Origin of the sequence: Sphingomonas sp. ASV193 (assembly GCF_040203355.1) — a bacterium.
In the GTDB taxonomy this organism is placed as follows: Bacteria; Pseudomonadota; Alphaproteobacteria; order Sphingomonadales; family Sphingomonadaceae; genus Sphingomicrobium.
This window is the reverse complement of record NZ_JBEHBW010000004.1, coordinates 96294-119943: the sequence shown is the minus strand read 5'-3', so window position 1 is coordinate 119943 and position 23650 is coordinate 96294. Positions and strand designations below refer to the sequence as shown.

The following is a 23650-nucleotide window of genomic DNA, read 5'->3' as shown; positions in this document are numbered from 1 at the left end:
GCTAAGCCCCGCGGCGATGACCGGCTGGACTCTCCTCATTCACGGTGGCTGCGGCGCGATGCGGCCCGAGACCGTCAGCGCCGAGACCGAGGAGCGCGCGCGCGCCGGGCTTAACGCGGCGCTCGATGCCGGCGCGGCTGTCCTTGCGCGCGGCGGCGATTCGCTCGGTGCGGTCGAGGCGGCGGCGCGGGTGCTCGAGGACGATCCCGCGTTCAACGCCGGGCGCGGCAGCGTGCTGACCGCGCAAGGCCGCGTCGAGCTCGACGCCGCGATCATGGACGGACGCGACCGCCGCGCCGGCGCGGTGGCGGGGATGACCAACACCCGCAACCCGATTCGCGCCGCGCGCGCGGCGATGGAGCGGACCCCGCACGTGCTGCTGACCTACGACCAGGCCGACGCCTTCGCGCGCGAGCAGGCGCTGGAGCAGGTCGCCAACGACTGGTTCGTTATTCCCGAGCGCCGCGCCCAGCTCGAGAAGGTCTTAGCGGCGGGCGGCAAGTTCGACACCGACATCAAGTACGGCACGATCGGCGCGGTCGCGGTCGACGCCCACGGCCATGTCGCCGCCGCGACCTCGACCGGCGGCCTGACCGCCAAGCGTTGGGGCCGGATCGGCGATTCGCCGCTGATCGGCGCGGGCACTTACGCCGACGACCGCGCCTGCGCGGTGAGCGCGACCGGGCTGGGCGAGGCCTTCATCCGCGCGGTCGGCGCGCACCAGCTGGCGATGCGGATGCTGATCGGCGGCGAGGTGCTTCAGGACGCGCTCGACGCGGTGCTCGCCGATGTCGGCAGCCTTGGCGGCAGCGGCGGGCTGATCGCGGTCGCGCCGGACGGCGAGGCGGCATGGGGCTTCACCACGCCCGGCATGTATCGCGGCCTTGCCCGCGCCGACGCGCGATCGGTAAAAATCTACGGCGAGGAGCGATAGGGCAGCGCCTCGCGCGCCCACGCCAGCTCCTGCGCGATCGCTGCGCGTTCGCGAACGAGGAAGTCGGCGACCGCGTCGCGGAATCCCTTGTTCGGCAGGTAATGGACCGATCGGGTCACCACCGGCTCGTAGCCACGCGCCAGCTTGTGCTCCCCCTGCGCGCCGGCCTGCACCGTCGCGAGGCCGTGCGCGATCGCCCACTCGATCGCGCGATAGTAGCTAAGCTCGAAGTGGAGGAAGGGGACGTCCTCGACGCATCCCCAGTAGCGTCCGTAGAGCGTGTCGGCGCCGACGATGTTGAGCGCGCCGGCGATTGGCCGCCCGTCGCGCCGGGCGATGAACATCAGGCAGGCGTCGCCGAGCGCCGCGCCCAGACCGTCGAAAAAGGGGCGCGTCAGATAGGGCCGTCCCCACTTCCGGCTCCCCGTGTCCTGGTAGAAGGCCCACATCGCGTCCCATTCGGCGGGGCCGATCTCGGCGCCGCGAAGGCCGACGATCTCAAGCCCATCGACCGCCGCGGCGCGCTCCTTGCGGATCGCCTTGCGCTTGCGGCTCGACAGCGCGGCGAGGAAGTCGTCGAAGTCGGCGTATCCGCGATTGTGCCAATGGAATTGCAGCCCGTCGCGAACCAGCCAGGCCCGTGCTTCGGCCGCCGCCACCTCGGGCGCGGTGAGGAAATTGATATGCGCCGACGACAGGCCATGCTGCGCGACCACCGCTTCGAGCGCGGCGAGCAGCCCCTGCGGCGCGTCGCCGAGCAGCCGCCGCCCGACCACCGGCGAGAAGGGGACCGCGACGAGCAGCTTGGGGTAATAGTCGCCCCCCGCCCGCTCCCACGCGTCGGCCCAGCCATGGTCGAAGATATATTCGCCCTGGCTGTGGCTCTTGAGATAGGCGGGCGCGGCGGCGACAATCCGACTTGCCTGTTCGACCGTCACCGGGGCGGGCTGCCAGCCGGTTCCGCGCCCGACGCTGCCGCTCGATTCGAGCAGCGACAAAAAGGCGTGAGAGAGGAAGGGGTCGTCGCCTCCCGCGACCGCATCCCATTCGGCGCCATCGAGGACGTCGATACCGGAAGCGATTCGCGCGGTCAGTTCGGGATCAAGGCCAGGATTAGGGCCAGGATTAGGGCCAGGGTCAGGGACGTCCATCGCCTTCCCAGATGAGCGCGTCGGCGAGCGGTGCAAGGGCCTGGCGCTGCTTCGCGGTCGTCACCGTCCACGAATAGACCGGCATTCGCGCCCGGACGCGCCGGACCCACAGTCTTGGCAACGCGCTCGTCTCGACCGCGAGGAAGTGCGGCCGCGCGAGCCGGATCGCCAGCCAGCGCCGCACCGGGCCGAGCCGGTCGCGAATCACCAGCCCGCGCCGCGCCTCCGGCAGCTTGTGGCGGATCCACGCCACCAGCCACGGGTCGAAGCTCATCAGCCCGACCGCCCCGCGATAGCCGGCGAGCGTGCTCGCCAGCGCGCGGCAGTATTCGCCGCGCCGCGGATCACTCTTGGCCTCGACCAGCAGCGGCACCCGCCCGCCAATCAGCACGAGCAGTTCGGCCAGCGTCGGGATCGGTCGTCCGCCCACGTCGAGCGCGCGCAGATCAGCCAGCGTCGAATGGCGGACGATCCGAGACTCCCCTGTCAGCCGAACGGCGTCGGCGTCGTGGAACACGACCAGTTCGCCGTCGGCGGTCAGCCGGACGTCGCATTCCATCCCCGCGCCCATTTCCATTGCAGCGGCGGCGGCCGCGAGGCTGTTTTCAACCAGCGGCGGCCCGTGGCGCCCGCGATGGGCGAAGCCGCGCGGGCCGGGCTGGAGCGGGTCGCGCCTATTCGGGACGGATCGCGACGATCGCATCCACTTCGACCGCGACGCCGAGCGGGAGCGTCGGCACCCCGACCGCGCTGCGCGCGTGCCGCCCGGCCTCGCCGAACACGTCCTGCATCAGTTCCGACGCGCCGTTGGCGACCTTGGGCTGGTCGGTGAAGCTCGGGTCCGAATTGACGAACACGCCGAGCTTGACGATCCGCTCGACCCGGTCGAGCGAGCCAAGCGCCTTCCTGATCTGCGCCAGCAACATGATCCCGCAGCGGCGCGCGGCGTGCTGGCCGCGTTCGACGTTGAGCGATTCGCCCAATCGCCCGGTGATCAGGCTGCCGTCCTCGGCGAAGCTGATCTGCCCGCTTATGTGCAGCAGCCCGCCGATCTCGACCGCCGGCACATAGGCGGCGACCGGGGCCGCGGGTTCGGGAAGGGCGATGCCGAGGTCGGCCAGTCTGTCGTCGATGCTCATCCGCCGCGATTGGGCCGGTCGGCCGTCGAAATCAAGACTCGCGGGTGACCGCGAACCCTGCCCAGCTCTGCCGCACCGGCATCAGTTCGAGCGCGTTGATGTTGAGGTGCGGCGGCAGCGTCGCCACCCACCACAAGGTCTCGGCGATATCCTCGCCGGTCATCGGGTCGGTCCCGGCATAGAAGGCATCGCTCGCCGCCTGGTCGCCGCCGTTGCGAACGACGGTGAACTCGGTCTCGGCCATGCCCGGCTCGATCGAGGTGACGCGCACCCCGGTCCCGGCGAGGTCGCATCGCAGCCCGAAGCTGAACTGGCGCACGAACGCTTTCGACCCGGCGTAGACCGCGCCGCCCTTGTACGGATAGGTCGCCGCGACCGACGACAGGTTGATCACCGCGCCCTTGCGCTCGATCAGCCCGGGCAGCATCGCGCGTGTCAACGACACCAGCCCGGCGATATTGGTGTCGATCACCGTGTCGAGCGGCGCCTGATCGGCCTTTTGCAGGTCGCTCATCGGCGGCGCGAGCCCGGCGTTGTTGATCAACAGGTCGACCGGGCCATGGTCGCGCGCGACCGCGTCGAAATCGCCGCCCCGCATGTCGAGCGCAAGCGGGGTGAGCGCCTCGCCGAGCTCGCCTTTGAGCCGGTCGAGCCGGTCGGCGCGCCGGCCGGTTCCGGTCACCGTCCAGCCGCCCTTGACGAAGCGGCGGGCGGCGGCCTCGCCGATGCCCGAAGTGACACCGGTGATGAATGCGGTCTTGGTCATGTCGTCAGAGCCTTTCGAGGATCCACGGTAACGCGCGGTCCCACTGGTCGATCCGCGCGTGCGCGTCGGGCGCGGTCGGGATCGCCGGGGCGAGCCGCGGCTCGGCGACGAGGTGAAGCCGCTGGATCGCTGGCGCGTGCTTGGCGACCGAGGCGTGGTGGACGGGAAGGTCGTCGACGAACACCGTGTTGCCCGCGCCGTAGCGCTCGACGATCGCGCGCGCGGGCACGCCCTTGCCGCCCTGATTGGTCACCACCTCGTGATGGATGCCGTGCGCGGCGAGCTGCTCGACCCGCCACGGGTGCGCCTCGTCGCCGAGGTTGGTGAGGACGACGATGTCGGCCACCTCGCCGATCCGCCCCAGCGCCTCGATCGCGCCCGGTACCGGGGTCTGGCGGTGCATTTCGTGGCGGAAGAACTGGTCGAGCAGCGGCCACACCTCGTCGATCGGCACCGCCTCGCCGGTCGCGTGGCGGGTCATCGACCCGCCGAAGCTGCCGCTTTCGAAGTCGAAATCGATCCCGTGCGCCTCGGCCAGCCAAGCGTCGAAATGCGCGACCATGTGCAGCAGCACCTCGTCGCAGTCGGTAATCAGCAGCGGACGCTTCATGCCTCGATCTCGCGCCGCGCCGCGACCAGCGTCCCGGGGCTCGTCCCGACCGCGCGCGCGACCGCGACGAGGTCGGGTTCGTGCGCTTCGAGGAAGTCGAGCAGCGCGACCAGCGTGGTGTCGTCCCCCGCCCGGGCGCGGAGCGTCGCGGCGTCGAGCCCGGTGAGGTCGAGGAACCGCTGCGCGCGCGCTTCCTCCGACAGCGTCGCGGCCAGCGCCGCGAGCGCCAGCGCGCGCGGGTCATTTGTCGAAGCGCTCAACATCGCCTATCTGGAATTTCCGTTTGGTTCGGGGGAGTGGGTTGGCGAAGATCCTGGTTGTCGAGGACAACGCGCTCAACATCAAGCTGTTCTGCGACCTGCTCGCCGCGCACGGCCACGAGCCGGAGCCGGTCAGCGACGGACGCGAGGCGCTCGACGCCGCCCGCAGGTTCCAGCCCGACCTGGTGATCACCGACATCCAGCTGCCCCACGTATCGGGGATGGAGCTGATGGAGCAGATCCGCGCCGACGAGACGCTGAAGGACGTGCCGATCATGGCGGTCACCGCCTATGCCGGGGCGGGCGACGAGGAGCGGTTCCTCGCGGCGGGGGCGCAGGCCTATGTGTCGAAGCCGATTTCGGTGGTGCGCTTCGCCGAGACGGTCGATGCGCTGCTCGAGCAGGCGGCGGCTGTAGCGGCGACGGAGGTCTCGGACGGTGAGCCTTCCGTCGAAGATGGGCAGGATCGAGGGACCGACGCGGCCTGAACATGGCAACGGCGCGGAGTGAATCCGCGCCGTCGATCCTGTCCGCTGCGCGGCAGGTCGCCGTTCGTCGCCGGCTCTTCGCGCTGCTCCGGCGGCCTTGCAGGCCGGCGTCGCTGCGCGCGGCGGCGACTACTTGATCTTCGCTTCCTTGAACTCGACGTGCTTGCGCGCGACCGGGTCGTACTTCTTGAAGACGAACTTCTCGGTCTGGTTGCGCGGGTTCTTCTTGGTGACGTAGAAGAAGCCGGTGTCAGCGGTGCTGACGAGCTTGATCTTGACGGTTGCCGGCTTGGCCATCGTGAAATTCCTGGAAAGCGCTAGAAATTGAGAAGGCGGCGCACACACGCCGCCCGGTCGCGGCCCCAATGGCGGGCGAGAGCGGTTCTGTCAAGGCGGAGGGAGATTCGCGCCTTGTTAACCAATTCGGGCGACCCTGCGGCGGTCAACGGAGAATCGCCATGACCGAATCGCTCAACATCGTCCGCAACCGCTTGGGCCAGCGGATCGCCGAGATCGAGACGCGGATGCCGCGGCTAGCGCAGGCGGCGATCTGCCGGAAGATGGATGCGATCCGGGCGATGGCCGCCGACTATGGCCTGTCGGCGCTTGAAGGGCTTGCCGATTACGGCGCGCATTACGCGATGCTGCCCGGCCATGTCGAGGCGACCCGCGCCTGCCTCAGCCACATGGCCGAGGCGCTCGGCAGCGAGGCCCCCGCCGACCGCGAGACAATCCTCGCCGCGCTTGCCGTCCGGCTCCATTAAGGCACTTTTCCAGCCGCTGGCGCATTGACGCGCCATGCGCGCCTTCAGCCAGCTGCTCGACGACCTCGTCTACACGCGCTCGCGCAACAGCAAGCTGCGGTTGATCGGGGATTATCTCAAGGCCACCCCCGACCCCGACCGCGGGCTGGCGCTCGCGGCGCTGACCGGCACGCTCGACATCCCGCACGTCAAGCCGGCGGCGGTGCGCGCACTCGCCGAGGAGCGGATCGACCCCGTCCTGCTGCGGATGAGCCGCGATTATGTCGGCGACGGGGCCGAGACCATCTCGTTGCTGTGGCCCGCGCCCGAGGGCGAGAGCGGCGAGATCGACGACGGCACGATCCGCCTGTCCGAAGCGGTCGAGCGCCTGCGCCTGGCGAGCAAGGTCGATGCCCCGCGCGTGCTCGCCGACATGCTCGACCATCTCGATTCGTCGGGTCGCTACGCGCTGCTCAAGCTCGCCACCGGCGCGCTTCGGGTCGGCATCTCGGCGCGGTTGGCGAAGCAGGCGCTGGCCGACGCCTACGGGCTCGACGTCGAGCAGGTCGAGGAAGTGTGGCACGGGCTGAAGCCGCCCTATCGCGAGCTGTTCGACTGGGGCGAAGGCCGCGCGCCGCAGCCGACCGCCGAGGACGTTCCGGTGTTCCGCCCGTTCATGCTCGCCCATCCGCTCGAGGACACCAAGGTCGACCTCGCCGACTATGTCGCCGAGTGGAAATGGGACGGGATCCGCATCCAGCTGGTCCATGCCGGCGGCGACACGCGGCTCTACAGCCGGACCGGGGACGATATCTCGGGCAGCTTTCCCGACATCGCCGAGGCGTTCGCGACGACCGCGGTGCTCGACGGCGAGCTGCTCGTGCGCGGCGAGGCGCAGGGCGCCGACAAGCATGGCGGCGCGGCGGCGAGCTTCAACGCGCTCCAGCAGCGACTCGGCCGCAAGAACGTCAGCGCCAGGACGCAGGGCCAGTTTCCGGCGTTCGTCCGCCTCTACGACATATTGTTCGACGGCAGCGAGGATCTGCGCGCGCTGCCGTGGAGCGAGCGGCGCGCGCGGCTCGAAGCGTTCGTCGAGCGGCTCGACCCGGCGCGGTTCGACCTCAGCGCGGTGATCGAGGCGGCCGATTTCGATGCGCTCGGCGAGATTCGCTCGGCCAGCCGCGACGAGGGTATCGAGGGTATGATGCTCAAGCGGCGCGACTCGCCCTATGTCGCGGGGCGCCGGACCGGGCTGTGGTACAAGTGGAAACGCGATCCGCTGACCGCTGACTGCGTGATGATGTACGCCCAGCGCGGGTCGGGAAAGCGGTCGAGCTTCTATTCGGACTATACCTTCGGCGCATGGACCGAGAGCGGCGAGCTGCTGCCGGTGGGCAAGGCCTATTTCGGTTTCACCGACGAGGAGCTGAAGTGGCTCGACCGGTTCGTCCGCAACCACACGCTCAACCGATTCGGACCGGTGCGAGAGGTCGAGAAGAGCCTCGTGCTCGAGGTCGCGTTCGATTCGATCCACGCCAGCAAGCGTCATAAGTCGGGGCTGGCGATGCGCTTCCCGCGGATCAGCCGGATTCGGCAAGACAAGCCCGCGCACGAGGCCGACACCGTCGCCGGGCTACTCGCACTCGCGACCTAGAGCGGCTTTTCGAGAACGACGAATTCCAGCGCGTCGGTCTTCGGCAGGCCGAACCGGGCATCGCCATGCGGGAAAGGGCGCCGCTCGCCGGTCAGCGCATAGCCGCGCCGCTCGTACCAGGCGATCAGTTCGGCGCGCTGCCGGATCACTGTCATCTCGGCACGAGTTGCGCCGGCCGCGCGCGCCGCCGCCTCACCCGCGTCGAGCAGGTCGCGCCCGAGCCCGCCGCCCTGCCGCGCAGGATCGACCGTGACGAGGCCGACATAGGCGAGCGCGCCGGGCTTTTCCGTGACGCAGATGCAGCCGGCGAGCGTCCCCTCGTCGTCGGCGACAAGCAGATGCTGCGCCGGGTCGGCGATCGTCTCGGCGAGCGCTTCGCGGTCGGTCCGCTGTCCGTCGAGCAGGTCGGCTTCGTGGGTCCAGCCGCGCCGCGCGCTGTCGCCGCGATAGGCGCTTTCGACCAGCGCGTTGAGCGTGTCGAGATCGTCGGAAGTGGCGGGACGGAAAAGCATTGCGTCGCTCTGCCGCAGCGCTGGCCAAAGGAAAAGCCCGCCCGGATCGCGCCGGACGGGCTTTCGCCTCGACTTGCGAGTCGACTACTGCGCCGGGGCGAGATTGACCGCGGCATATTTGCCGCGACGATCGACCTCGATGTCGAATTCGAACCGGTCGCCCTCGTTGATCGTGGGCAGGCCCGCCCGCTCGACCGCCGAGATGTGGACGAACGCATCGGGCTGTCCGTCGTCGCGGCTGATGAAGCCGAAGCCCTTCATCGCGTTGAAGAACTTGACCGTCCCGGTCGCCTTTTCGCCGGTCAGCTGACGCTGCGGCCCGGTTTCGCGGGGCGCGCGTTCGACCGCCATCGGCTCGCCGTCGATCTTGATGTCGGTCGCCGAGATGCGCCCGCCGCGATCGACAAGCGTGAACTCGACCGGCTGGCCGTCGGCGAGGTCGGTGAGACCGGCCTGTTCGACCGCCGAGATGTGGACGAACACGTCCTCGCCGCCATCGTCACGAACGATGAAGCCGAAGCCCTTCTGCGGGTTGAAGAATTTGACGACGCCCTTGCCTTCGCCGACGACCTGGGGGGGCATTCCGCCACCACCGCCGCCGCGGAAACCACCGCCGCCGCCGCCACCGCGGAAGCCGCCGCCGCCGCCGCGATAGCCACCGCCACCGCCGCCGCCGCCGAAGCCGCCGCCGCGATCGCCAAAGCCGCCGCCACCGCCGCCGAAGCCGCCACGGTCACCGAAACCGCCGCCACCGCCGCCATAGCCGCCGCCGAAGCCACCGCGATCGCCGAAGCCACCGCCGTTGTCGTCGCCGCCAAAACCGTCTCGCTTGTCACGGCCGCGCCCGCCGCGATCACCCTTACGCCCTCGATCGAAACCCATGCCCGTATAAACTCTTATTGCTGCCCCGAATCCCAAGAACCACCGCGCTGGGAACATGCGCAACCGGCCATGCGCGCACGATAAAGTGCACGCACGTCGTGCGCCTTACAGGAAAAATCCCGCTTCTCCTAGGTGATTCGGCCGTTAACGCTGGCCTCGCCCCCCGCGAACCGGTTAGAGGGGTCGTTCGGTCGCGCGCTCAGCGGGGGTTCAGCGGCGGCGCGGCAGGGACGAAAGGGCATCATGGCCATCTATTTTCACGAAGAGGACCTGCCCGCGGACGCGCTGTTCGCGCCCGGCGCGGCGATCGCGGTCGATACTGAGGCGATGGGGCTGATGCCCGGCCGCGACCGGCTGTGCCTCGTCCAGCTGAGCGACGGCGGGGGCGACGAGCACCTCGTCCGCTTCGGCCCGCGAAGCGACTTCGCCGCGCCGAACCTCAAGGCGCTGCTGGCCGATCCCGCGCGGCTCAAGCTCTACCATTTCGCGCGGTTCGACGTCGCGATCATGCGCGCCTATCTCGGGATCATCGCCGCGCCGCTCTATTGCACGCGCACCGCCTCGCGCCTCGTTCGCACCTACACCGACCGCCACGGGCTGAAGGAGCTGGTCAAGGAACTGCTCGGCCAGGATATCAGCAAGCAGCAGCAGACCAGCGACTGGGGCGGGCCCGAGCTCAACGACGCGCAGCGCGACTATGCCGCTAGCGACGTCCGCTACCTCCATCGCCTGAAGGAAGAACTCGACCGCCGGCTCGAGCGCGAGCAGCGCACCGGGCTGGCGCAGGCCTGTTTCGACTTCCTCCCGCATCGCGCGCTGCTCGACCTCGCCGGCTGGTCCGAGGTCGACCTGTTCGCGCATAGCTGAGCCATGGCCGGCCCCGCCGATCGTCAGGCCGCGCCCCGCGACTGGGCGACTCCGGGCAGCCGGCACGACCGGCTGGTCGGGCTGGCCAAGTGGGGGCTGCCCGGCGCGGCGATCGCGCTCGGCGCGCTGCTGCTGATCGCGCCGCTTGGGCACAAGCAGGAAGTCAGCTTCATCCTCGACAAGAAAAAGGTCGACTCGACCAAGGAACGGATGTGGCTCGAGGACGCGAAATATCGCGGCGCGGATAACGAGGGGCGCGCCTTCGCGATCAACGCGACGCGCGCGATCCAGCCGTCGAGCAGCCAGCCGGTCGTGGTCATCCACGGCATGTCGGCGAACCTCGACCTGCCGCGTGGGCCGGTGACGATCGCCGCCGATCGCGGCCGCTACAACCTCGACAAGCAGCTGGTGAACGTCGACGGGCCGGTCGGCGTGTCGGGCCCCGACGGCTACAAGCTGGCGACCCGCGACGTGGTGGTCGACCTCAAGACTCGTCGGATCGACAGCACGGGGCCTGTCCAGGGCGTGACCAGCCTCGGCCCGTTCAGCGCCAACCAGATGACCGCCGATCTCAATTCGCACAGCGTGGTGCTGTCGGGGGGCGCGCGGTTGAAAATCGTTCAAGGGGCGGTCAGATGAGGATCATGAAACGCACCTTTTCCCTCGCCGCAGCGGGCGGACTGACGCTGCTGATCGCCGCCGTCGGCCCCGCCGCCGCGCCGACCTCGGCGCTGAAGGGGCACAACAGCAACGCCCCGGTCGACGTCAACGCCGACCGGATGGAGGTGCAGGACCGCGCCGACCGCGCGATGTTCGTCGGCAACGTCCATGTGAAGCAGGACGAGCTGACGCTCGACACCGCGCGCCTGACGATCGCCTATTCGTCGGCGGGCAAGATCCAAATCCAGCGGCTCGACGCGGCGGGCGGGGTGGTCGTTCGCAGCCCGACCGAGACCGGGCGCGGCAATTTCGGCATCTACGACCTCAACCGCAAGCTGATCACGCTGATCGGCGACGTCCGACTCGACCGCGGCGGATCGAGCCTGATGGGCCAGCGGCTGGTGATCGACCTCAACAGCGGACGCGCGGTGGTCGACGGCGGACCGCCCGGGGTCAACGGCGCCGGCGGGCGCGTGTCGGGTCATTTCACCGTGCCGCAGAAGAACGGCTGACCGGCGGCGATGAACGACGTCCAAGCCATCGAGCGCTCAGAGCCGCGCGGTGACGCGGGCTTTCGCGGGCTCGAGGTCCGCTCGATCGCCAAGGCCTACGACCGGCGCGCGGTGCTCCACGACGTCAGCATGCGCGTCGCGCGGGGCGAAGTGGTCGGGCTGCTCGGCCCCAACGGCGCGGGCAAGACCACCAGCTTCTATTCGGTGATGGGGCTGGTGAAGCCCGACGCGGGGCGAATCCTGCTCGACGGGCAGGACATCACCGGGCTGCCGATGTATCGCCGCGCGGTCCTCGGGCTCGGCTACCTGCCACAGGAAACCTCGATCTTTCGCGGGCTGACGGTCGAACAGAACATATTGTCGGTGCTCGAGATCAGCCAGCGCGATTCCGCGGTGCGGGCCGCGCGGCTGCAACAGCTGCTCGACGAATTCGGGCTCGACCGGCTGCGCGAATCGCCCGCGACCGCGCTGTCGGGGGGTGAGCGGCGCCGCTGCGAAATCGCCCGCGCGCTCGCCGCCGACCCCAAGATCATGCTGCTCGACGAGCCGTTCGCGGGGATCGACCCGATCTCGATCAGCGACATTCGCGACCTGGTGAAGGATCTGAAGCGCCGCGACATCGGCGTGCTGATCACCGACCACAACGTCCGCGAAACGCTCGACATCGTCGACCGCGCCTGCATCATCTACGACGGGCAAGTGCTGTTCGAGGGCACGCCGCAGGCGCTGGTGGCCGACGAGCAGGTCCGCCGCCTCTACCTCGGCGAGAGCTTCGCGCTCTGATAAAGCCCTGACCATGGGCCTAGGTCCGCGTCTCGATCTTCGCGTTTCCCAGTCGCTGGTGATGACCCAGCAGCTGCAGGCGGCGATCAAGCTGCTGGCGCTGACCAACCAGGAAATCGAGGCGGTGATCGCCGAGGAACTGGCGAAGAACCCGCTGCTCGAGGCGCAGGGACTCGGCGGCGAAGGCGCGGTGGTGGTGCGCGAGGACCGCGAATATGGCGACGAGGCGGCCGACCCCGACGGCAGCGACCGGCTGATCGAGCGGCTCGGCGGGGTCGACGACGGCGCGCTCGACGTCGACTGGCGCGAGGCCGCGCTCGACAATGACTCGGCCAGCGACGCCGCGCGCGGGGGCGACGTGGACGGTTTCGACTTCGACCGGCTGGCGGCGTGCGAAACCGGGCTGTGCGAACATCTGATGGGCCAGCTACACGGCATCGGTGGAACGGTCGGTCGGCTGGCGGCGGGGATCGTCCACGAGCTCGAGGAAACCGGTTATCTCGATACGCCCCTCTCGGTGATCGCCGACGAGCTTGGCGCGACGGCGAAGGAGGCCAACGAGGCGCTGGCGCTTGTCCAGTCGCTCGACCCGCCGGGGGTCGCCGCGCGCAGCCTCGAGGAGTGCATCGCGCTCCAGGCGCGCGCCGCCGACCGCTACGACCCGGCGATGGCGCGGCTGATCGCCAACCTCGACCTGCTCGCCAAGGGGCGCACCAAGGATCTGAAGCGGATCTGCGGGGTCGACGACGAGGACCTCGCCGACATGATCCGCGAGCTTCGCGGCTACGACCCCAAGCCCGGCTGCCGCTTCGCCGCGAAGGAGCCCGACAGCATCGTCGCCGACGTGCTGGTGCGGCGGACGCGCGAGGGGTGGGCGGTCGAGCTCAACGCCGCCGCGCTGCCCCGCGTGCTGGTCAACCGCCGCTACCATGCCGAGCTGAAGCGCGGGGCGAACGACAAGGCGTCGAAGGCGTGGCTGACCGACCAGCTGCAATCGGCCAACTGGCTGATCAAGGCGCTCGACCAGCGCGCGCGGACGATCGTCAAGGTCGCGACCGAGATCGTGAGGCAGCAGCAGGGCTTCTTTGAACAGGGCATCGCGGCGCTGAAGCCACTGACGATGGGCAAGGTCGCCGAGGCGATCGAGATGCATGAATCGACCGTCAGCCGGGTCGCCGCGAACAAATATCTCGAATGCGAGCGCGGGCTGTTCGAGCTTCGCGCCTTTTTCGGCTCGGGGGTGGCGAGCGGCGACGGCGAGGGCGCGGCGGCCGAGGCGGTCAAGGCCGAGATCGGCAGGCTGATCGAGGCCGAGACCGACATTTTGAGCGACGACGCGATCGCCGGGCTGCTCAAGGCCAAAGGCTACGACATCGCCCGGCGCACGGTGGTCAAATATCGCGAGGCGATGGGAATCGGCTCGTCGATCGAGCGGCGGCGGCGGCGCAAGATCGCCGGCTAGGGCCGCTTCGTCAGAGCTTCAGCCGCGCCCAGACCGGCAGGTGATCGCTCGCCTTTCGCGCCTCGGCCGAGCGGTGGGTGCCCGCCTCGTCGATCGTCAGCCGGTGGTCGACAATGATCCGGTCGAGCGCGGCGACCGGCTTGCGACTGTGGTAGCTCGGTCCGGTCGGCGCGATCCGGTAATGGCGGCCGAATTCCTGCAACGCGCCGTTCGCGTTCCGCCATTCGTTGGTGTCGCCCATCAGCACCGTCGGCATCGCCCGGTGGCGGCGCGCGATATGGTCGAGGATGGCGCGCACCTGTCGCCGCCGCATGACGCCCGACAGGTCGAGGTGCATCCCGACGATCCGCAAATCCTGCCCCCGCACGTTGAGTTCGGCGATCACCGCGCCGCGCGGCTCGATCGTCGGCAGGTGCAGCGCCTCGTAGCCGGTGACCTCGATGTCGTGCTTTACCAGGATGGCGTTGCCGTGCCAGCCGAGGTTTCGCGTCGCTAGCCCGAGCCGGTCCTCGATCGCCTCGCCGAACGGGATCGCGTGGGCGAGGCGCGAATGCGACACGCCGAACTCGACCGGCTTGTAGAGGCCGTGATCGTCGATCAGTGCGTGCGGCACCGCCGAGGCGCGAGTGCCGAAGCGGCGGTCGGCCTCCTGCAACGCGACCACGTCGGCGTCGATTTCCTGGAGCACGTGGAGCACCCGGTCGGGCCGCCGCCGCCGGTCGGTCCCGATCGCCTTGCGCATGTTGTACGACGCGACGGTGATGGTGCGGGAAGTCACGCCCTCGCCAACCCGTGCCGTCACCACCCGGTTCCGCCTAGACGTCGAGGTTCGCGACGCTCAGCGCATTGTCTTGGATGAATTCGCGGCGCGGTTCGACCACGTCGCCCATCAGCCGGGTGAAGATCTCGTCGGCGACGTCGGCCTGCGACACCTCGACCCGCAGCAGCGAGCGGTTCGACGGGTCGAGCGTGGTTTCCCACAATTGCTCGGCGTTCATTTCGCCGAGGCCCTTGTAGCGCTGGATGCTGAGGCCCTTGCGGCCCGCGGCGAGCACGGCGTCGAGCAGTTCGGACGGGCGGGTGACCTTGGTGGACTTCTTGGTGTCGACTTCGGCTTCCTCGCCCTCCTCGGTCGCCTCGACCTTGGCGGCGGAGGCCTTGACCGACCGGAGCGTCGCCGGACTGGCGTAAGTTTCGGCCTGCTCGGCGGCGAGCGAGTGGAGCTTGCGCGCCTCGGCCGAGACAAGGAAGCTCGGCTCGACGATCGTCGCGTCGGTCACCCCGCGCCAGCGACGACGCAGGACATAGCCGCCCTCCTCGGCGACTTCGCCCGACCAGGCTGCTTCGAGATCGCCGCGACCGAGCCATTCGGCAACAAGCGTCGCGGCCTCGCCTTTGCGCGTCTCGGGAAGCGTCGGGTCGAGCGCGCCCAGGAGCGCCAGCGCCTCGATCAGCGCCGGGTCGTATTTCTTGGGGGCGTAGCGCATCAGCGTGCGCATCCGCCGGGCATGGTCGACCAGCGAGCGCAAATCGTCGCCGCTGCGCTGTCCGCCCGCCCCGTCGAGCACCAGCCCTTCGAGCCCGGCGTTGACGAGATAGTCGTCGAGCGCGGCATCGTCCTTGACGTAGACCTCGCTGCGCCCGCGCGACACCTTGTAGAGCGGCGGCTGGGCGATGAAGAGATGCCCCGCCTCGATCAGCTCGGGCATCTGGCGGTAGAAAAAGGTCAACAGAAGCGTGCGGATATGCGCGCCGTCGACGTCGGCGTCGGTCATGATCACGATCTTGTGATAGCGCAGCTTGTCGAGCTTGAAGTCCTCGCGCCCGATGCCGGTGCCGAGCGCCTGGATCATCGTCCCGATTTCCTTCGAGCCGAGCATCCGGTCGAACCGCGCGCGCTCGACGTTGAGGATCTTGCCCTTGAGCGGCAGGATCGCCTGGTTGTGGCGGTTGCGGCCCTGCTTGGCCGAGCCGCCGGCGCTGTCGCCCTCGACGAGGAAGAGCTCGGAAAGCGCCGGGTCCTTTTCCTGGCAGTCGGCGAGCTTGCCGGGGAGCGAGGCGATCCCCATCACCGACTTGCGGCTGGCCTCGCGTGCCTTGCGCGCGGCTTCGCGCGCCGCGGCGGCGTCGATGATCTTCTGGATGATCGTCCGCGCGTGCGCCGGGTTTTCCTCGAGCCATTCGGCGAGCTTGTCGGCCATCAGGCTTTCGAGCGGCTGGCGCACTTCGGAGCTGACCAGCTTGTCCTTGGTCTGCGATCCGAACTTGGGGTCTGGAAGCTTGACCGACACGATCGCGGTCAGGCCCTCGCGCATGTCCTCGCCGGTGAGGCCGATCTTCTCTTTCTTCAATATGCCCGACTTGTCAGCGTAATTGTTGAGCGTGCGGGTCAGCGCGGCGCGGAACGCGGCGAGGTGGGTGCCGCCGTCACGCTGCGGGATGTTGTTGGTGAAGCACAGGACGTTCTCGTAATAGCTGTCGTTCCATTCGAGCGCGACGTCGATGCCGATGTCGTCGCGTTGCCCGGTGACCGAGATCGGCTCGGGGATCAGCGCGGTCTTGGCGCGGTCGAGCCACTTCACGAACGCCGCGATGCCGCCCTCGTAGAACAGCTCGACTTCCTTGCGCTCCTCGTGCCGCGCATCGGCGAGCACGAGCCGGACGCCCGAGTTGAGGAACGCCAGCTCACGATAGCGATGCTCGAGGCTTTCGAAGTCGAACTCGGTGATCTTGAAGGTCGCCGGGCTGGGCAGGAAGGTGACCTTGGTCCCCTTCTTGCCGTTGGCGGGACCGACCACCTTGAGCGGGGCGACCGCGTCGCCGTGGGCGAAGCGCATGAAATGCTCCTCGCCGTCGCGCCAGATGGTGAGGTCGAGATATTCGCTGAGCGCGTTGACCACGCTGACCCCGACGCCGTGGAGGCCGCCCGACACCTTGTAGGCATTGTCGTCGCTGGTATTTTCGAACTTACCCCCGGCGTGGAGCTGGGTCATGATGACCTCGGCCGCGCTGACCCCCTCCTCGGGGTGGATGCCGGTCGGAATGCCGCGGCCATTGTCCTCGACGCTGACCGAGCCGTCGGGGTTGAGCGTGATCAGGATCCGGTCGCAATGCCCGGCCAGCGCCTCGTCGATCGCATTGTCGCTGACCTCGAACACCATGTGGTGGAGGCCCGACCCGTCGTCGGTATCGCCGATGTACATGCCCGGGCGCTTGCGCACCGCGTCGAGGCCCTTGAGCACCTTGATGCTGTCGGCGCCGTAGGAGTTCTGGTTGGGATCGCTAGCCATGGTCATGCTCTAATGGGGCGGGAACCCTCGCGCAACGCGCGCGTACGCGCGGGCGCGAGGGAAACGGGCTGGCGAGGCGTTACGCCGAGGCGCGGTTGCCGCCGCCTCCACCCCCGCCACGACGGCGACCGCGCGGCGAGCGGTTGCCCGGACGCCCGCCTTCGGGGCGATGGCCGGGATGGCCGTCGGCGCGCTGCGGATGGCGCGCCGGGTTGGGCCGCGCCGGATTGGGCTTGGGCCCGCGCGAGTCGTCGCGCCGCTCGTTGGTCGAGGCGCGGCGCTGGCCATCCGCCCGGCGATCGGCCTTCATGTCGATCGGCGCGTAGCGCGGACCGCGGTTGCGCGACGGCTGGCGATGGCGCTGCTGCGTCTCGTCCTCGCCGCGGCGCGGGGCGGGCTTCAGCCGCTTGATCGCCTCGACCGCCGCCATGAAGCCCTCGGGCAGCGCGACGGTCGCGATCTGCTGGCGGGTGAGCTTCTCGATATCCTTGAGATAGGGCCGCTCGTCGGGCGCGCAGAATGCGTGCGCAAGCCCCGACGCCCCCGCCCGCGCGGTCCGCCCGATGCGGTGGACATATTGTTCGGGGACGTTGGGCAGGTCGAAGTTAAGCACGTGGCTGACGCCCGGAATGTCGATCCCTCGCGCGGCGATGTCGGTCGCCACCAGCACCGGCACCTCGCCCGAGCGGAAGGCCGCGAGCGCCTTTTCGCGCTGCGCCTGGCTCTTGTTGCCGTGAATCGCGTTCGACGCGATTCCCGCCGCGCCGAGCATCCGCACGATCTTGTCGGCGCCATGCTTGGTGCGCGAAAAGACCAGCGCGCGCTCGATCTCGTTCGACTGGAAGAACAGGGTGAGCAGCGCCTGCTTCTCGGCCTGGTTGACGAAGGTGACCGACTGTTCGACCCGCTCGGCGGTGCTCGACACCGGGGCGACGCGAACTTCGGCGGGGTTGGTGAGGTAGGCATCGGCAAGCTGCTTGATCGACTTCGGCATGGTCGCCGAGAAGAACAGGGTCTGCCGCTTGGCCGGGATCAGCTTTACGATCCGCTTGAGCGCGTGGATGAAGCCGAGGTCGAGCATCTGGTCGGCCTCGTCGAGGACGAGGATCTCGAGCCGCGACAGGTCGAGCACGCGCTGGTCGACGAGGTCGAGCAGCCGGCCCGGGGTGGCGACGAGCACGTCGAGCCCGCGCGACACTTCGCGGATCGAGCGCGGGACGGGCACGCCGCCGAAGATCACGCCGACGCTGAGGTGCTGGCCCTTGGCGTAGGTGCGCGCGCTCTCGGCGATCTGCGCCGCCAGCTCGCGGGTCGGGGCGAGCACCAGCATCCGCGCCTTGCCCGGCAGCGGGCGGCTGTTCGACGCCGCGACCAGCCGGTCGAGGCTGGGCAGCATGAACGCGGCGGTCTTGCCGGTGCCGGTCTGGGCGAGGCCCATCAGGTCGCGCCCGGCGAGGATCGGCGGGATCGCCTGCGCCTGGATCGGCGTCGGCGTCGTGTAATTCTTGCTCGCCAGCGCGGCGAGCAGCGGCCGCGAAAGGCCGAGGTCGGTGAATTGGGTCATGGGAAATCCAATGAAAGGGAGCGGCCAGGCGCATCGTGCGCGGCCGGTCCGAATGGGGCTGGGCACCCCGCGTGAAAGGGGGCGCCGAAAGTTCGGGAGAGACGCGGGCCGAGCCTCGAAAAGGCCGATCACGCCGCTTGCAAGGCGTCTCGTGTTGCAATGCGATATAGCGATAATCGCCGGAAAGTCCAGTCAAGCGGGAAAAATCGTTCCGTGGTCGACATGAAGGCGGGTCGCCGCGCCGATCCCGTCGAACAGCGCCGCCTCGGTCCCGGTCATCCACACCTGCCCGCGACCCGCGAGCCGGTCGTACAGCGCGGCGCGGCGCGTGGGGTCGAGATGCGCGGCGACCTCGTCGAGCAGTACGACCGGCGGCTGGCCGCGCCGCTCGGCCACCAGCCCGGCATGGGCGAGGACGAGGCCGAGCAGCAGCGCCTTTTGCTCGCCGGTCGAGCCTAGCGCAGCGGGCTCGCCCTTCGCGCGGTTGGCGACCAGGAGGTCCTGGCGATGCGGACCTTCGACTGCACGCCCCGCCGCCGCGTCGCGCCCGCGGTTTGCCTTCAGCGTCGCCGCGAGATCATCGCCGCCCCAACCGTCGAGCGACAGGCTTGCCGCGGGGAAGTCGCGGTCGTCCGTGCCCGCCAGCGCCGTCCCCAGCGCGCTCACCGTCCGCCCGCGCGCTTCGGTCAGCGCCGCGCCATGTTCGGCCATCCCCGCTTCGAGCGCCGCGAGCCATTGCGGGTCGGCCGAATCGGGCTCGGCGAGCAGCTTGTTACGCGCGCGCATCGCCGCCTCGTAGCGCGAAGCATGCGCGGCGTGCGCGGGCTCGAGCGCGAGCACCAGCCGGTCGAGGAAGCGCCGCCGCCCGCCCGCGCTCTCGGTGAACAAGCGGTCCATCGCCGGGGTCAGCCACAACACCGCGACCCGTTCGGCCAGCGCCGACACCGGCGCCGTCGCGCCGTTGACCCGCACCTGGCGCCGCTCGGGCGCCGTCGCGATCGTCCCCGTGCCGAGATCGGTGCCGTCGGCCAGCCGCGCCGCGACCGCGAACCCGCCCGGCCCGTCGTGCCGAGCGACGTCGGACAACGCGGCCTGCCGGAGGCCTCGTCCGGGCGCGAGCAGCGACACCGCCTCGAGAATGTTGGTCTTGCCCGCCCCGTTCGGCCCGCTGAGCAGGACGAACCCCGACGCCGCCTCGATCAGGGCGGAGGCGTGGTTGCGCAGGTCGGTGAGGGCGAGGCGGGTGAGCACCGCTTTCCTGTGGTCGCGAACCGGCGCGGAGTAAATCCGCGCCGTCGGTCCTGTCCCCGAGAGCCGGGGCAGGCCGTCCGATCCTCGCCGTCTATCGCATAAGCCGCGCTCGCTTCGCTCCGCTTGGCTTATGCTCGGCGGCTCAGACTCGCATCGGCATGAGGACGTAGAGCGCGCTCGACTTGTCGTTCTCGCGCAGCAGCGTCGGTGCGGCGGCATCGGCGAGGTGGACCTCGACGCTGTCGCCCTCGATCTGCTGGAGAATGTCCATCAGGTAGCGCGCGTTGAAGCCGATCTCGATCGGGTCGGTGCTGTAATCGGCGGCGAGCTCCTCGGTCGCGAGGCCGTTTTCAGGGCTGGTCACGCTGAGCGTAAGCTTGTCGCGGTCGACCGCCATCTTGACCGCGCGGGTCTTTTCGCTGGCGATGGTCGAAACGCGGTCGACCCCGGCCATGAAGCTTTTCGGGTCGAGCTTGAGCAGCTTGTCGTTCGCGGTCGGGATAACGCGATTGTAATCGGGAAAGGTGCCGTCGATCAGTTTCGAGGTCAGCACAGCGGCGCCGAGCCCGAAGCGGACTTTCGTGGGCGACAGCGAGACTTCCACCGTGCCTTCGACCTCGTCGAGCAGCTTGCGCAGCTCGGCGACGCATTTGCGCGGGATGATCACGTCGGGCATGCCGTCGGCGCCCTCGGGCTTGTCCACCGTGACCCGCGCCAGCCGGTGACCGTCGGTTGCCGCCGCCTTCAGCTTGTCGTCGGCGACGTGGAGGAAGATGCCCATCAGATAGTAGCGGGTTTCCTCGGTGGAGATGGCGAAGCGCGTCTTGTCGATGATCTGACGCAGGAGCTGCGCGGGAAGGTCGAAGCGGGTCGGCAGCTCGCCCTCGGCGATCACCGGGAAGTCGTCGCGCGGCAGCGTCGACAGGTTGAACCTGGCGCGCCCGGCGACAACCTGCATCTTGCCGTCGGCGGCGGTCAGTTCGACCTGGCTGCCCTCGGGCAATTTGCGGACGATGTCGAAAAACGTGTGCGCGGGGACGGTCGTCGCGCCCGCCTGCGCGACCTGCGCGGCGACGCTTTCGTCGACCTGCAGGTCGAGGTCGGTCGCCATCAGCCGGAGCGACCCGTCGTCCTTCGCCTCGAGCAGCACGTTCGACAGGATCGGGATGGTGTTGCGCCGCTCGACCACCGACTGGACGTGGCTCAGGCTCTTCAACAGGGTCGCCCGCTCAATCGTCGCCTTCATGCTCGCCTCATTGCCCCATTTGCGGATTTGCGACCGTTATAGCGAGGCGATTCCCGCTGGCCAGAGGCAATGCGCGGCTTTTGCGGGGACGCTCGAGGTTCCGCGACCCCGGGTTCAGGCGATGTCGCGCAGCCGTGCCGCCTCGCGCGCGTCGATCGCGCGGGCGGTCGCCGCGGCGCAGCGTTCGAACGTCCGCACCGCGGCCTCGATCGACTGGCCGGGCGCGATGTCCTCGAGGTCGCGCGCCGCCTGCGCGAGGAGCGTCGCGCCGATGCTGTCGGCGGCCCCCTTCGCGCTGTGCGCCGCCGCGGCCAGCGCCGGGCGATCGCCGGCTTCCAAAAGAAGCTGGACCGCCGCGGGCCGTTGGCGGCAGTCGAGCGCGAGCAGCGCGAGCAGCTCGTCGACCCGATCGGCACCGAGACGGTCGGACAGCGCGGCCAGTCGGGCCTCGTCGAGCGCGAGCGCATCTGACGATGCCGCGGCCGCGCTCGCCGAGACGCCCTCGTCTCGCGAGGCGGCCAGCCTGCCCAGCGTCTCGACCAGCAGCGGCTCGTCGATCGGCTTGGTGAGGAAAGCGCTGAGCCCTGCGCCTTCGTAAAAGCGCTTGCGCTCGGGCGAGGCGTCGGCGGTCAGCGCGACGATCGGGGTCGCCGCATTCGGGCCGCCGCCGCCCCGGATCGCGCGGGTCGCGGCGAGGCCGTCCATCTCGGGCATCTGCATGTCCATGACGATCACGTCGAACGCCCGCGCCGTGGCGGCCTCGACCGCGAGCCGCCCGTTGCGGACGGTGTCGACCCGGTGGCCCCGGCGCGACAGATAGGCGCGCAGCAGCATCTGGTTGACCGGATTGTCCTCGGCGACGAGGACGTCGAGCGGCCGGTCGGTCGCGACGGCGGCTGGCGCACGCTCGCCGACCGGCGCGATCGGCGCGCTCGCGGGGAGAAGCGGCACTTCGAACCAGAAGGTCGATCCATGGCCGGGGCGCGACGTCGCGCCGATCCGCCCGCCCATCGCCGCGATGATCCCGCGCGCGATCGACAGCCCCAGCCCGGTGCCGCCGAACCGGCGCGCGATCGACGCCTCGGCCTGGACGAAGGGGTTGAACAGCTGGTCGGCATCGCCGTCGTCAAACCCGATACCGCTGTCCTCGACCTCGACCCGGTAGCGGGCGGCCTGGCCCGGCGCCGGGGCGTCCGCGAACAGGCGGACCTTGATCGTGCCGCGGTCGGTGAACTTGATCGCGTTGGACAGGAAATTGACCAGCACCTGCTGAAGCCGGACCGAATCACCGCGGACCGCGCTGGTCGCCTTCGCCGCGCCGCGGTCGAATTCGAGCAGCAGCCCCTTCCGCGACGCCGCGTTGGCGAAGAGGGCGAGCGAATTGTCGATCAGCGCTTCGAGGTCGAAGTCGATCGCGTCGATCGGCATGGCGTCGCTTTCGAGTTTCGAGAAGTCGAGCACGTCGTCGAGGACCGCCAGCAACAGGTCGGCCGACTGCTTGAGCGTCGCCAGATATTTCTGTTGCTCGTCGGGGTCGGGATCGACCCGCAACAGGTCGATCATCCCGATCACGCCGGTCAGCGGGGTACGGATCTCGTGGCTCATCTGGGCGACGAAATTGCCCTTGGCGGTGGCGGCGGCTTCGGCCGCGTCGCGCGCCTCGACCAGCTCGTCGTCGGCCTTGCGGCGGAGGGTCACGTCGGTCAGTCGCGCGACGAAGCCGAGCGCCTCGCCCGCGTCGACTTCGGGATAGATGTTGAGCTGGCCCCAGCGCGAGCCGTCCCCCGGCCGGGCAAGGCGAAACTCGCCCTCGGTCGGCTGCAGGCTCGAACGCGCCCGTTCCCACAGCGCACCGACCGCCGACGGTTCGCCCGGGTCGAACGCAGCGGCCCAGCCCATGCTGGCCTCGCCGAGCGCATCGGCCCCGGTCAGCTCCTTCCAGCGCGCATTGGCAAGCGTCGCCGCGCCGTCGGCACCGAGATAGACGATCCCCGCCGGCGAGGCCTCGGCGATTCGCGCGAACATCCGCTCGCTTTGCGCCATCCGGCGCGACAGCCGGTCGCGCTCGCCGATCAGCGCGCGCACCGGCAGGATCATGAACAGCATCGCCGCGGCGAACAGTTGCAGCACATAGTTGCGCGCGGTCGGGTCGGCGAGGTTGCGCGCGATCGGCCCCATTCCCTTGGCCGTCGCGGTCATCGCGACCGCCCCGACCGCCATCAGCACCACCAGCGCCCCAGCGATGCCGACGCGGAAGGTCGCGAACATCAGCAGCGGGGCGATCATGAACAGCACCGGCGCGGACTGGTTGAACACGACGTAGCCGAGCGCGACCCCGGCGATGGCGAGCAGCATCACCTCGCCGGCGCTGCGCTGGTCGCCATGCCGCACAGTCAGCAGGCTGGCGACGATCGGCACGAACAGCATCAGGCCGAGCGCATCAGCTACGTACCAGTCGACGAAGAACCTATACTGGTCCCCACCCGCCAACAGCGCCGTCGCGAGCACCGCCGAACTTGCCGGAGCGAGGATGGCGGCGACGAGCAGGAACCACAGGGTCGCGGGCGCCTTGTCGAACGTCAGCGGCCTTGGGGACCGGACGGCAAGCAGAAACGCCGCGAGCGACACTTCGAGGGAATTGGACAGCACAAAGCCTAGAGCGCGAAGCAAAGAATCGCCGATAACGAGATTGGCCGCGACGTTGGCGGCAGCCGCGGCGAAAAGCAGCGCGGGCCATTCGCGGCGCGCCCTGCCGACGAGGACGCCGACGGCGATGGCGTTCGCGATCCATACCGAGGCGATACGCCCGTTGGCGCGGGTCAGCTCGATCCCGCCGATGGCCGCCAGAAAGAAGGCGAGGCCCAAACAAGCGGCCG

The 23650-nt window shown here is 69.5% G+C and carries 23 protein-coding genes and 1 pseudogene; 9 read left to right on the top strand and 15 right to left on the bottom strand.

What is annotated here, in order from left to right; all coding sequences use genetic code 11:
* Nucleotides 1-16 precede the first annotated feature (16 nt).
* Nucleotides 17-934 carry an isoaspartyl peptidase/L-asparaginase family protein gene (locus ABDK56_RS09005; RefSeq protein ID WP_349807932.1) on the top strand — a complete coding sequence of 306 codons (918 nt, stop codon included), beginning with the start codon at nucleotides 17-19 and terminating at the stop codon, nucleotides 932-934.
* Here ABDK56_RS09005 and ABDK56_RS09000 read toward each other — a convergent pair.
* The 6 genes from ABDK56_RS09000 to ABDK56_RS08975 are packed head-to-tail and all read right to left on the bottom strand — an operon-like array spanning nucleotide 916 to nucleotide 4860.
* Complete coding sequence (locus tag ABDK56_RS09000) at nucleotides 916-2085, bottom strand: GNAT family N-acetyltransferase (protein ID WP_349807931.1); 1170 nt, start codon at nucleotides 2083-2085, stop codon at nucleotides 916-918. The genes ABDK56_RS09005 and ABDK56_RS09000 overlap by 19 nt on opposite strands.
* Entirely contained in the window at nucleotides 2072-2788 is a 717-nt protein-coding gene (locus ABDK56_RS08995; RefSeq protein ID WP_349807930.1) for a glycerophosphodiester phosphodiesterase family protein, read from the bottom strand. The genes ABDK56_RS09000 and ABDK56_RS08995 overlap by 14 nt, the downstream gene beginning before the upstream one ends.
* Nucleotides 2760-3224: a RidA family protein gene (locus ABDK56_RS08990; protein WP_349807929.1), complete on the bottom strand. Its 465-nt coding sequence runs from the start codon at nucleotides 3222-3224 to the stop codon at nucleotides 2760-2762. The genes ABDK56_RS08995 and ABDK56_RS08990 overlap by 29 nt, the downstream gene beginning before the upstream one ends.
* A gap of 31 nt (nucleotides 3225-3255) precedes the next feature.
* A complete protein-coding gene (locus ABDK56_RS08985; protein WP_349807928.1) occupies nucleotides 3256-3990 on the bottom strand; it encodes an SDR family NAD(P)-dependent oxidoreductase in 735 nt (244 codons plus the stop codon).
* Nucleotides 3991-3994: 4 nt separating this feature from the next.
* Nucleotides 3995-4600, bottom strand: a complete 606-nt coding sequence (locus ABDK56_RS08980; protein WP_349807927.1) for an HAD family hydrolase — start codon at nucleotides 4598-4600, stop codon at nucleotides 3995-3997.
* Nucleotides 4597-4860, bottom strand: coding sequence for a DUF3572 family protein (locus ABDK56_RS08975; protein ID WP_502959287.1), 264 nt, complete (start codon nucleotides 4858-4860; stop codon nucleotides 4597-4599). The genes ABDK56_RS08980 and ABDK56_RS08975 overlap by 4 nt, the downstream gene beginning before the upstream one ends.
* 50 nt (nucleotides 4861-4910) lie before the next feature.
* Between ABDK56_RS08975 and ABDK56_RS08970 the strand changes: the two are divergent.
* Nucleotides 4911-5258, top strand: a pseudogene (locus ABDK56_RS08970) (response regulator); the annotation flags it as partial.
* Nucleotides 5259-5477: 219 nt separating this feature from the next.
* Here ABDK56_RS08970 and rpmG read toward each other — a convergent pair.
* A complete protein-coding gene (gene rpmG / locus ABDK56_RS08965) occupies nucleotides 5478-5645 on the bottom strand; it encodes a 50S ribosomal protein L33 (protein WP_349807925.1) in 168 nt (55 codons plus the stop codon).
* A gap of 161 nt (nucleotides 5646-5806) precedes the next feature.
* Here rpmG and ABDK56_RS08960 point away from each other — a divergent pair, with 161 nt between their 5' ends.
* Both ABDK56_RS08960 and ABDK56_RS08955 read left to right on the top strand, forming a co-directional pair.
* Nucleotides 5807-6112, top strand: coding sequence for a hypothetical protein (locus ABDK56_RS08960; protein WP_349807924.1), 306 nt, complete (start codon nucleotides 5807-5809; stop codon nucleotides 6110-6112).
* A 34-nt stretch (nucleotides 6113-6146) separates the two neighbouring features.
* Nucleotides 6147-7745 carry a cisplatin damage response ATP-dependent DNA ligase gene (locus ABDK56_RS08955; protein ID WP_349807923.1) on the top strand — a complete coding sequence of 533 codons (1599 nt, stop codon included), beginning with the start codon at nucleotides 6147-6149 and terminating at the stop codon, nucleotides 7743-7745.
* On the opposite strand, the gene ABDK56_RS08950 is transcribed toward ABDK56_RS08955, so the two are convergent.
* Nucleotides 7742-8257, bottom strand: coding sequence for a GNAT family N-acetyltransferase (locus tag ABDK56_RS08950; protein WP_349807922.1), 516 nt, complete (start codon nucleotides 8255-8257; stop codon nucleotides 7742-7744). The genes ABDK56_RS08955 and ABDK56_RS08950 overlap by 4 nt on opposite strands.
* Nucleotides 8258-8341: 84 nt before the next feature.
* Nucleotides 8342-9139 carry a cold-shock protein gene (locus ABDK56_RS08945; RefSeq protein ID WP_349807921.1) on the bottom strand — a complete coding sequence of 266 codons (798 nt, stop codon included), beginning with the start codon at nucleotides 9137-9139 and terminating at the stop codon, nucleotides 8342-8344.
* Between the two features lie 243 nt (nucleotides 9140-9382).
* On the opposite strand from ABDK56_RS08945, the gene ABDK56_RS08940 reads away from it, so the two are divergent.
* From ABDK56_RS08940 to rpoN, 5 genes are read left to right on the top strand one after another with little or no spacing between them, the layout of a single operon-like run.
* On the top strand, nucleotides 9383-10006 hold the full coding sequence (locus tag ABDK56_RS08940) for a ribonuclease D (RefSeq protein WP_349807920.1): 624 nt from the start codon (nucleotides 9383-9385) through the stop codon (nucleotides 10004-10006).
* Nucleotides 10007-10009: 3 nt separating this feature from the next.
* The gene (lptC, locus tag ABDK56_RS08935) at nucleotides 10010-10645 is read left to right on the top strand and encodes an LPS export ABC transporter periplasmic protein LptC (protein WP_349807919.1); all 636 of its coding nucleotides are present in this window, start codon (nucleotides 10010-10012) and stop codon (nucleotides 10643-10645) included.
* Nucleotides 10642-11178 carry an LptA/OstA family protein gene (locus ABDK56_RS08930; protein WP_349807918.1) on the top strand — a complete coding sequence of 179 codons (537 nt, stop codon included), beginning with the start codon at nucleotides 10642-10644 and terminating at the stop codon, nucleotides 11176-11178. The genes lptC and ABDK56_RS08930 overlap by 4 nt, the downstream gene beginning before the upstream one ends.
* Nucleotides 11179-11187: 9 nt before the next feature.
* Complete coding sequence (lptB, locus tag ABDK56_RS08925; protein ID WP_349807917.1) at nucleotides 11188-11961, top strand: LPS export ABC transporter ATP-binding protein; 774 nt, start codon at nucleotides 11188-11190, stop codon at nucleotides 11959-11961.
* Between the two features lie 13 nt (nucleotides 11962-11974).
* A complete protein-coding gene (gene rpoN, locus ABDK56_RS08920) occupies nucleotides 11975-13423 on the top strand; it encodes an RNA polymerase factor sigma-54 (protein ID WP_349807916.1) in 1449 nt (482 codons plus the stop codon).
* Between the two features lie 10 nt (nucleotides 13424-13433).
* Here rpoN and ABDK56_RS08915 read toward each other — a convergent pair whose 3' ends face one another.
* The 6 genes from ABDK56_RS08915 to ABDK56_RS08890 form a co-directional block, all read right to left on the bottom strand.
* Entirely contained in the window at nucleotides 13434-14201 is a 768-nt protein-coding gene (locus tag ABDK56_RS08915; RefSeq protein WP_349807915.1) for an endonuclease/exonuclease/phosphatase family protein, read from the bottom strand.
* A 37-nt stretch (nucleotides 14202-14238) separates the two neighbouring features.
* The gene (gene gyrB / locus ABDK56_RS08910) at nucleotides 14239-16713 is read right to left on the bottom strand and encodes a DNA topoisomerase (ATP-hydrolyzing) subunit B (RefSeq protein ID WP_349807914.1); all 2475 of its coding nucleotides are present in this window, start codon (nucleotides 16711-16713) and stop codon (nucleotides 14239-14241) included.
* A gap of 79 nt (nucleotides 16714-16792) precedes the next feature.
* On the bottom strand, nucleotides 16793-18277 hold the full coding sequence (locus tag ABDK56_RS08905) for a DEAD/DEAH box helicase (RefSeq protein ID WP_349807913.1): 1485 nt from the start codon (nucleotides 18275-18277) through the stop codon (nucleotides 16793-16795).
* Nucleotides 18278-18469: 192 nt separating this feature from the next.
* A complete protein-coding gene (gene recF / locus ABDK56_RS08900; protein ID WP_349807912.1) occupies nucleotides 18470-19528 on the bottom strand; it encodes a DNA replication/repair protein RecF in 1059 nt (352 codons plus the stop codon).
* A 142-nt stretch (nucleotides 19529-19670) separates the two neighbouring features.
* Nucleotides 19671-20774 carry a DNA polymerase III subunit beta gene (gene dnaN, locus ABDK56_RS08895; protein WP_349807911.1) on the bottom strand — a complete coding sequence of 368 codons (1104 nt, stop codon included), beginning with the start codon at nucleotides 20772-20774 and terminating at the stop codon, nucleotides 19671-19673.
* Between the two features lie 114 nt (nucleotides 20775-20888).
* A complete protein-coding gene (locus tag ABDK56_RS08890) occupies nucleotides 20889-23639 on the bottom strand; it encodes an ATP-binding protein (protein WP_349807910.1) in 2751 nt (916 codons plus the stop codon).
* Nucleotides 23640-23650 lie beyond the last annotated feature (11 nt).

What these genes read in the sequence shown, in the direction of transcription:
- ABDK56_RS08905 (WP_349807913.1), bottom strand. Translation starts at nt 18,277, where the DNA reads ATGACCCAATTCACCGACCTCGGCCTTTCGCGGCCGCTGCTCGCCGCG.
- ABDK56_RS08985 (WP_349807928.1), bottom strand. Translation starts at nt 3,990, where the DNA reads ATGACCAAGACCGCATTCATCACCGGTGTCACTTCGGGCATCGGCGAG.
- ABDK56_RS08995 (WP_349807930.1), bottom strand. Translation starts at nt 2,788, where the DNA reads ATGCGATCGTCGCGATCCGTCCCGAATAGGCGCGACCCGCTCCAGCCC.
- lptC (WP_349807919.1), top strand. Translation starts at nt 10,010, where the DNA reads ATGGCCGGCCCCGCCGATCGTCAGGCCGCGCCCCGCGACTGGGCGACT.
- ABDK56_RS08940 (WP_349807920.1), top strand. Translation starts at nt 9,383, where the DNA reads ATGGCCATCTATTTTCACGAAGAGGACCTGCCCGCGGACGCGCTGTTC.
- ABDK56_RS08980 (WP_349807927.1), bottom strand. Translation starts at nt 4,600, where the DNA reads ATGAAGCGTCCGCTGCTGATTACCGACTGCGACGAGGTGCTGCTGCAC.
- ABDK56_RS09005 (WP_349807932.1), top strand. Translation starts at nt 17, where the DNA reads ATGACCGGCTGGACTCTCCTCATTCACGGTGGCTGCGGCGCGATGCGG.
- ABDK56_RS09000 (WP_349807931.1), bottom strand. Translation starts at nt 2,085, where the DNA reads ATGGACGTCCCTGACCCTGGCCCTAATCCTGGCCCTAATCCTGGCCTT.
- rpoN (WP_349807916.1), top strand. Translation starts at nt 11,975, where the DNA reads ATGGGCCTAGGTCCGCGTCTCGATCTTCGCGTTTCCCAGTCGCTGGTG.
- ABDK56_RS08950 (WP_349807922.1), bottom strand. Translation starts at nt 8,257, where the DNA reads ATGCTTTTCCGTCCCGCCACTTCCGACGATCTCGACACGCTCAACGCG.
- gyrB (WP_349807914.1), bottom strand. Translation starts at nt 16,713, where the DNA reads ATGGCTAGCGATCCCAACCAGAACTCCTACGGCGCCGACAGCATCAAG.
- ABDK56_RS08960 (WP_349807924.1), top strand. Translation starts at nt 5,807, where the DNA reads ATGACCGAATCGCTCAACATCGTCCGCAACCGCTTGGGCCAGCGGATC.
- ABDK56_RS08930 (WP_349807918.1), top strand. Translation starts at nt 10,642, where the DNA reads ATGAGGATCATGAAACGCACCTTTTCCCTCGCCGCAGCGGGCGGACTG.
- dnaN (WP_349807911.1), bottom strand. Translation starts at nt 20,774, where the DNA reads ATGAAGGCGACGATTGAGCGGGCGACCCTGTTGAAGAGCCTGAGCCAC.
- ABDK56_RS08955 (WP_349807923.1), top strand. Translation starts at nt 6,147, where the DNA reads ATGCGCGCCTTCAGCCAGCTGCTCGACGACCTCGTCTACACGCGCTCG.
- ABDK56_RS08945 (WP_349807921.1), bottom strand. Translation starts at nt 9,139, where the DNA reads ATGGGTTTCGATCGAGGGCGTAAGGGTGATCGCGGCGGGCGCGGCCGT.
- rpmG (WP_349807925.1), bottom strand. Translation starts at nt 5,645, where the DNA reads ATGGCCAAGCCGGCAACCGTCAAGATCAAGCTCGTCAGCACCGCTGAC.
- lptB (WP_349807917.1), top strand. Translation starts at nt 11,188, where the DNA reads ATGAACGACGTCCAAGCCATCGAGCGCTCAGAGCCGCGCGGTGACGCG.
- ABDK56_RS08990 (WP_349807929.1), bottom strand. Translation starts at nt 3,224, where the DNA reads ATGAGCATCGACGACAGACTGGCCGACCTCGGCATCGCCCTTCCCGAA.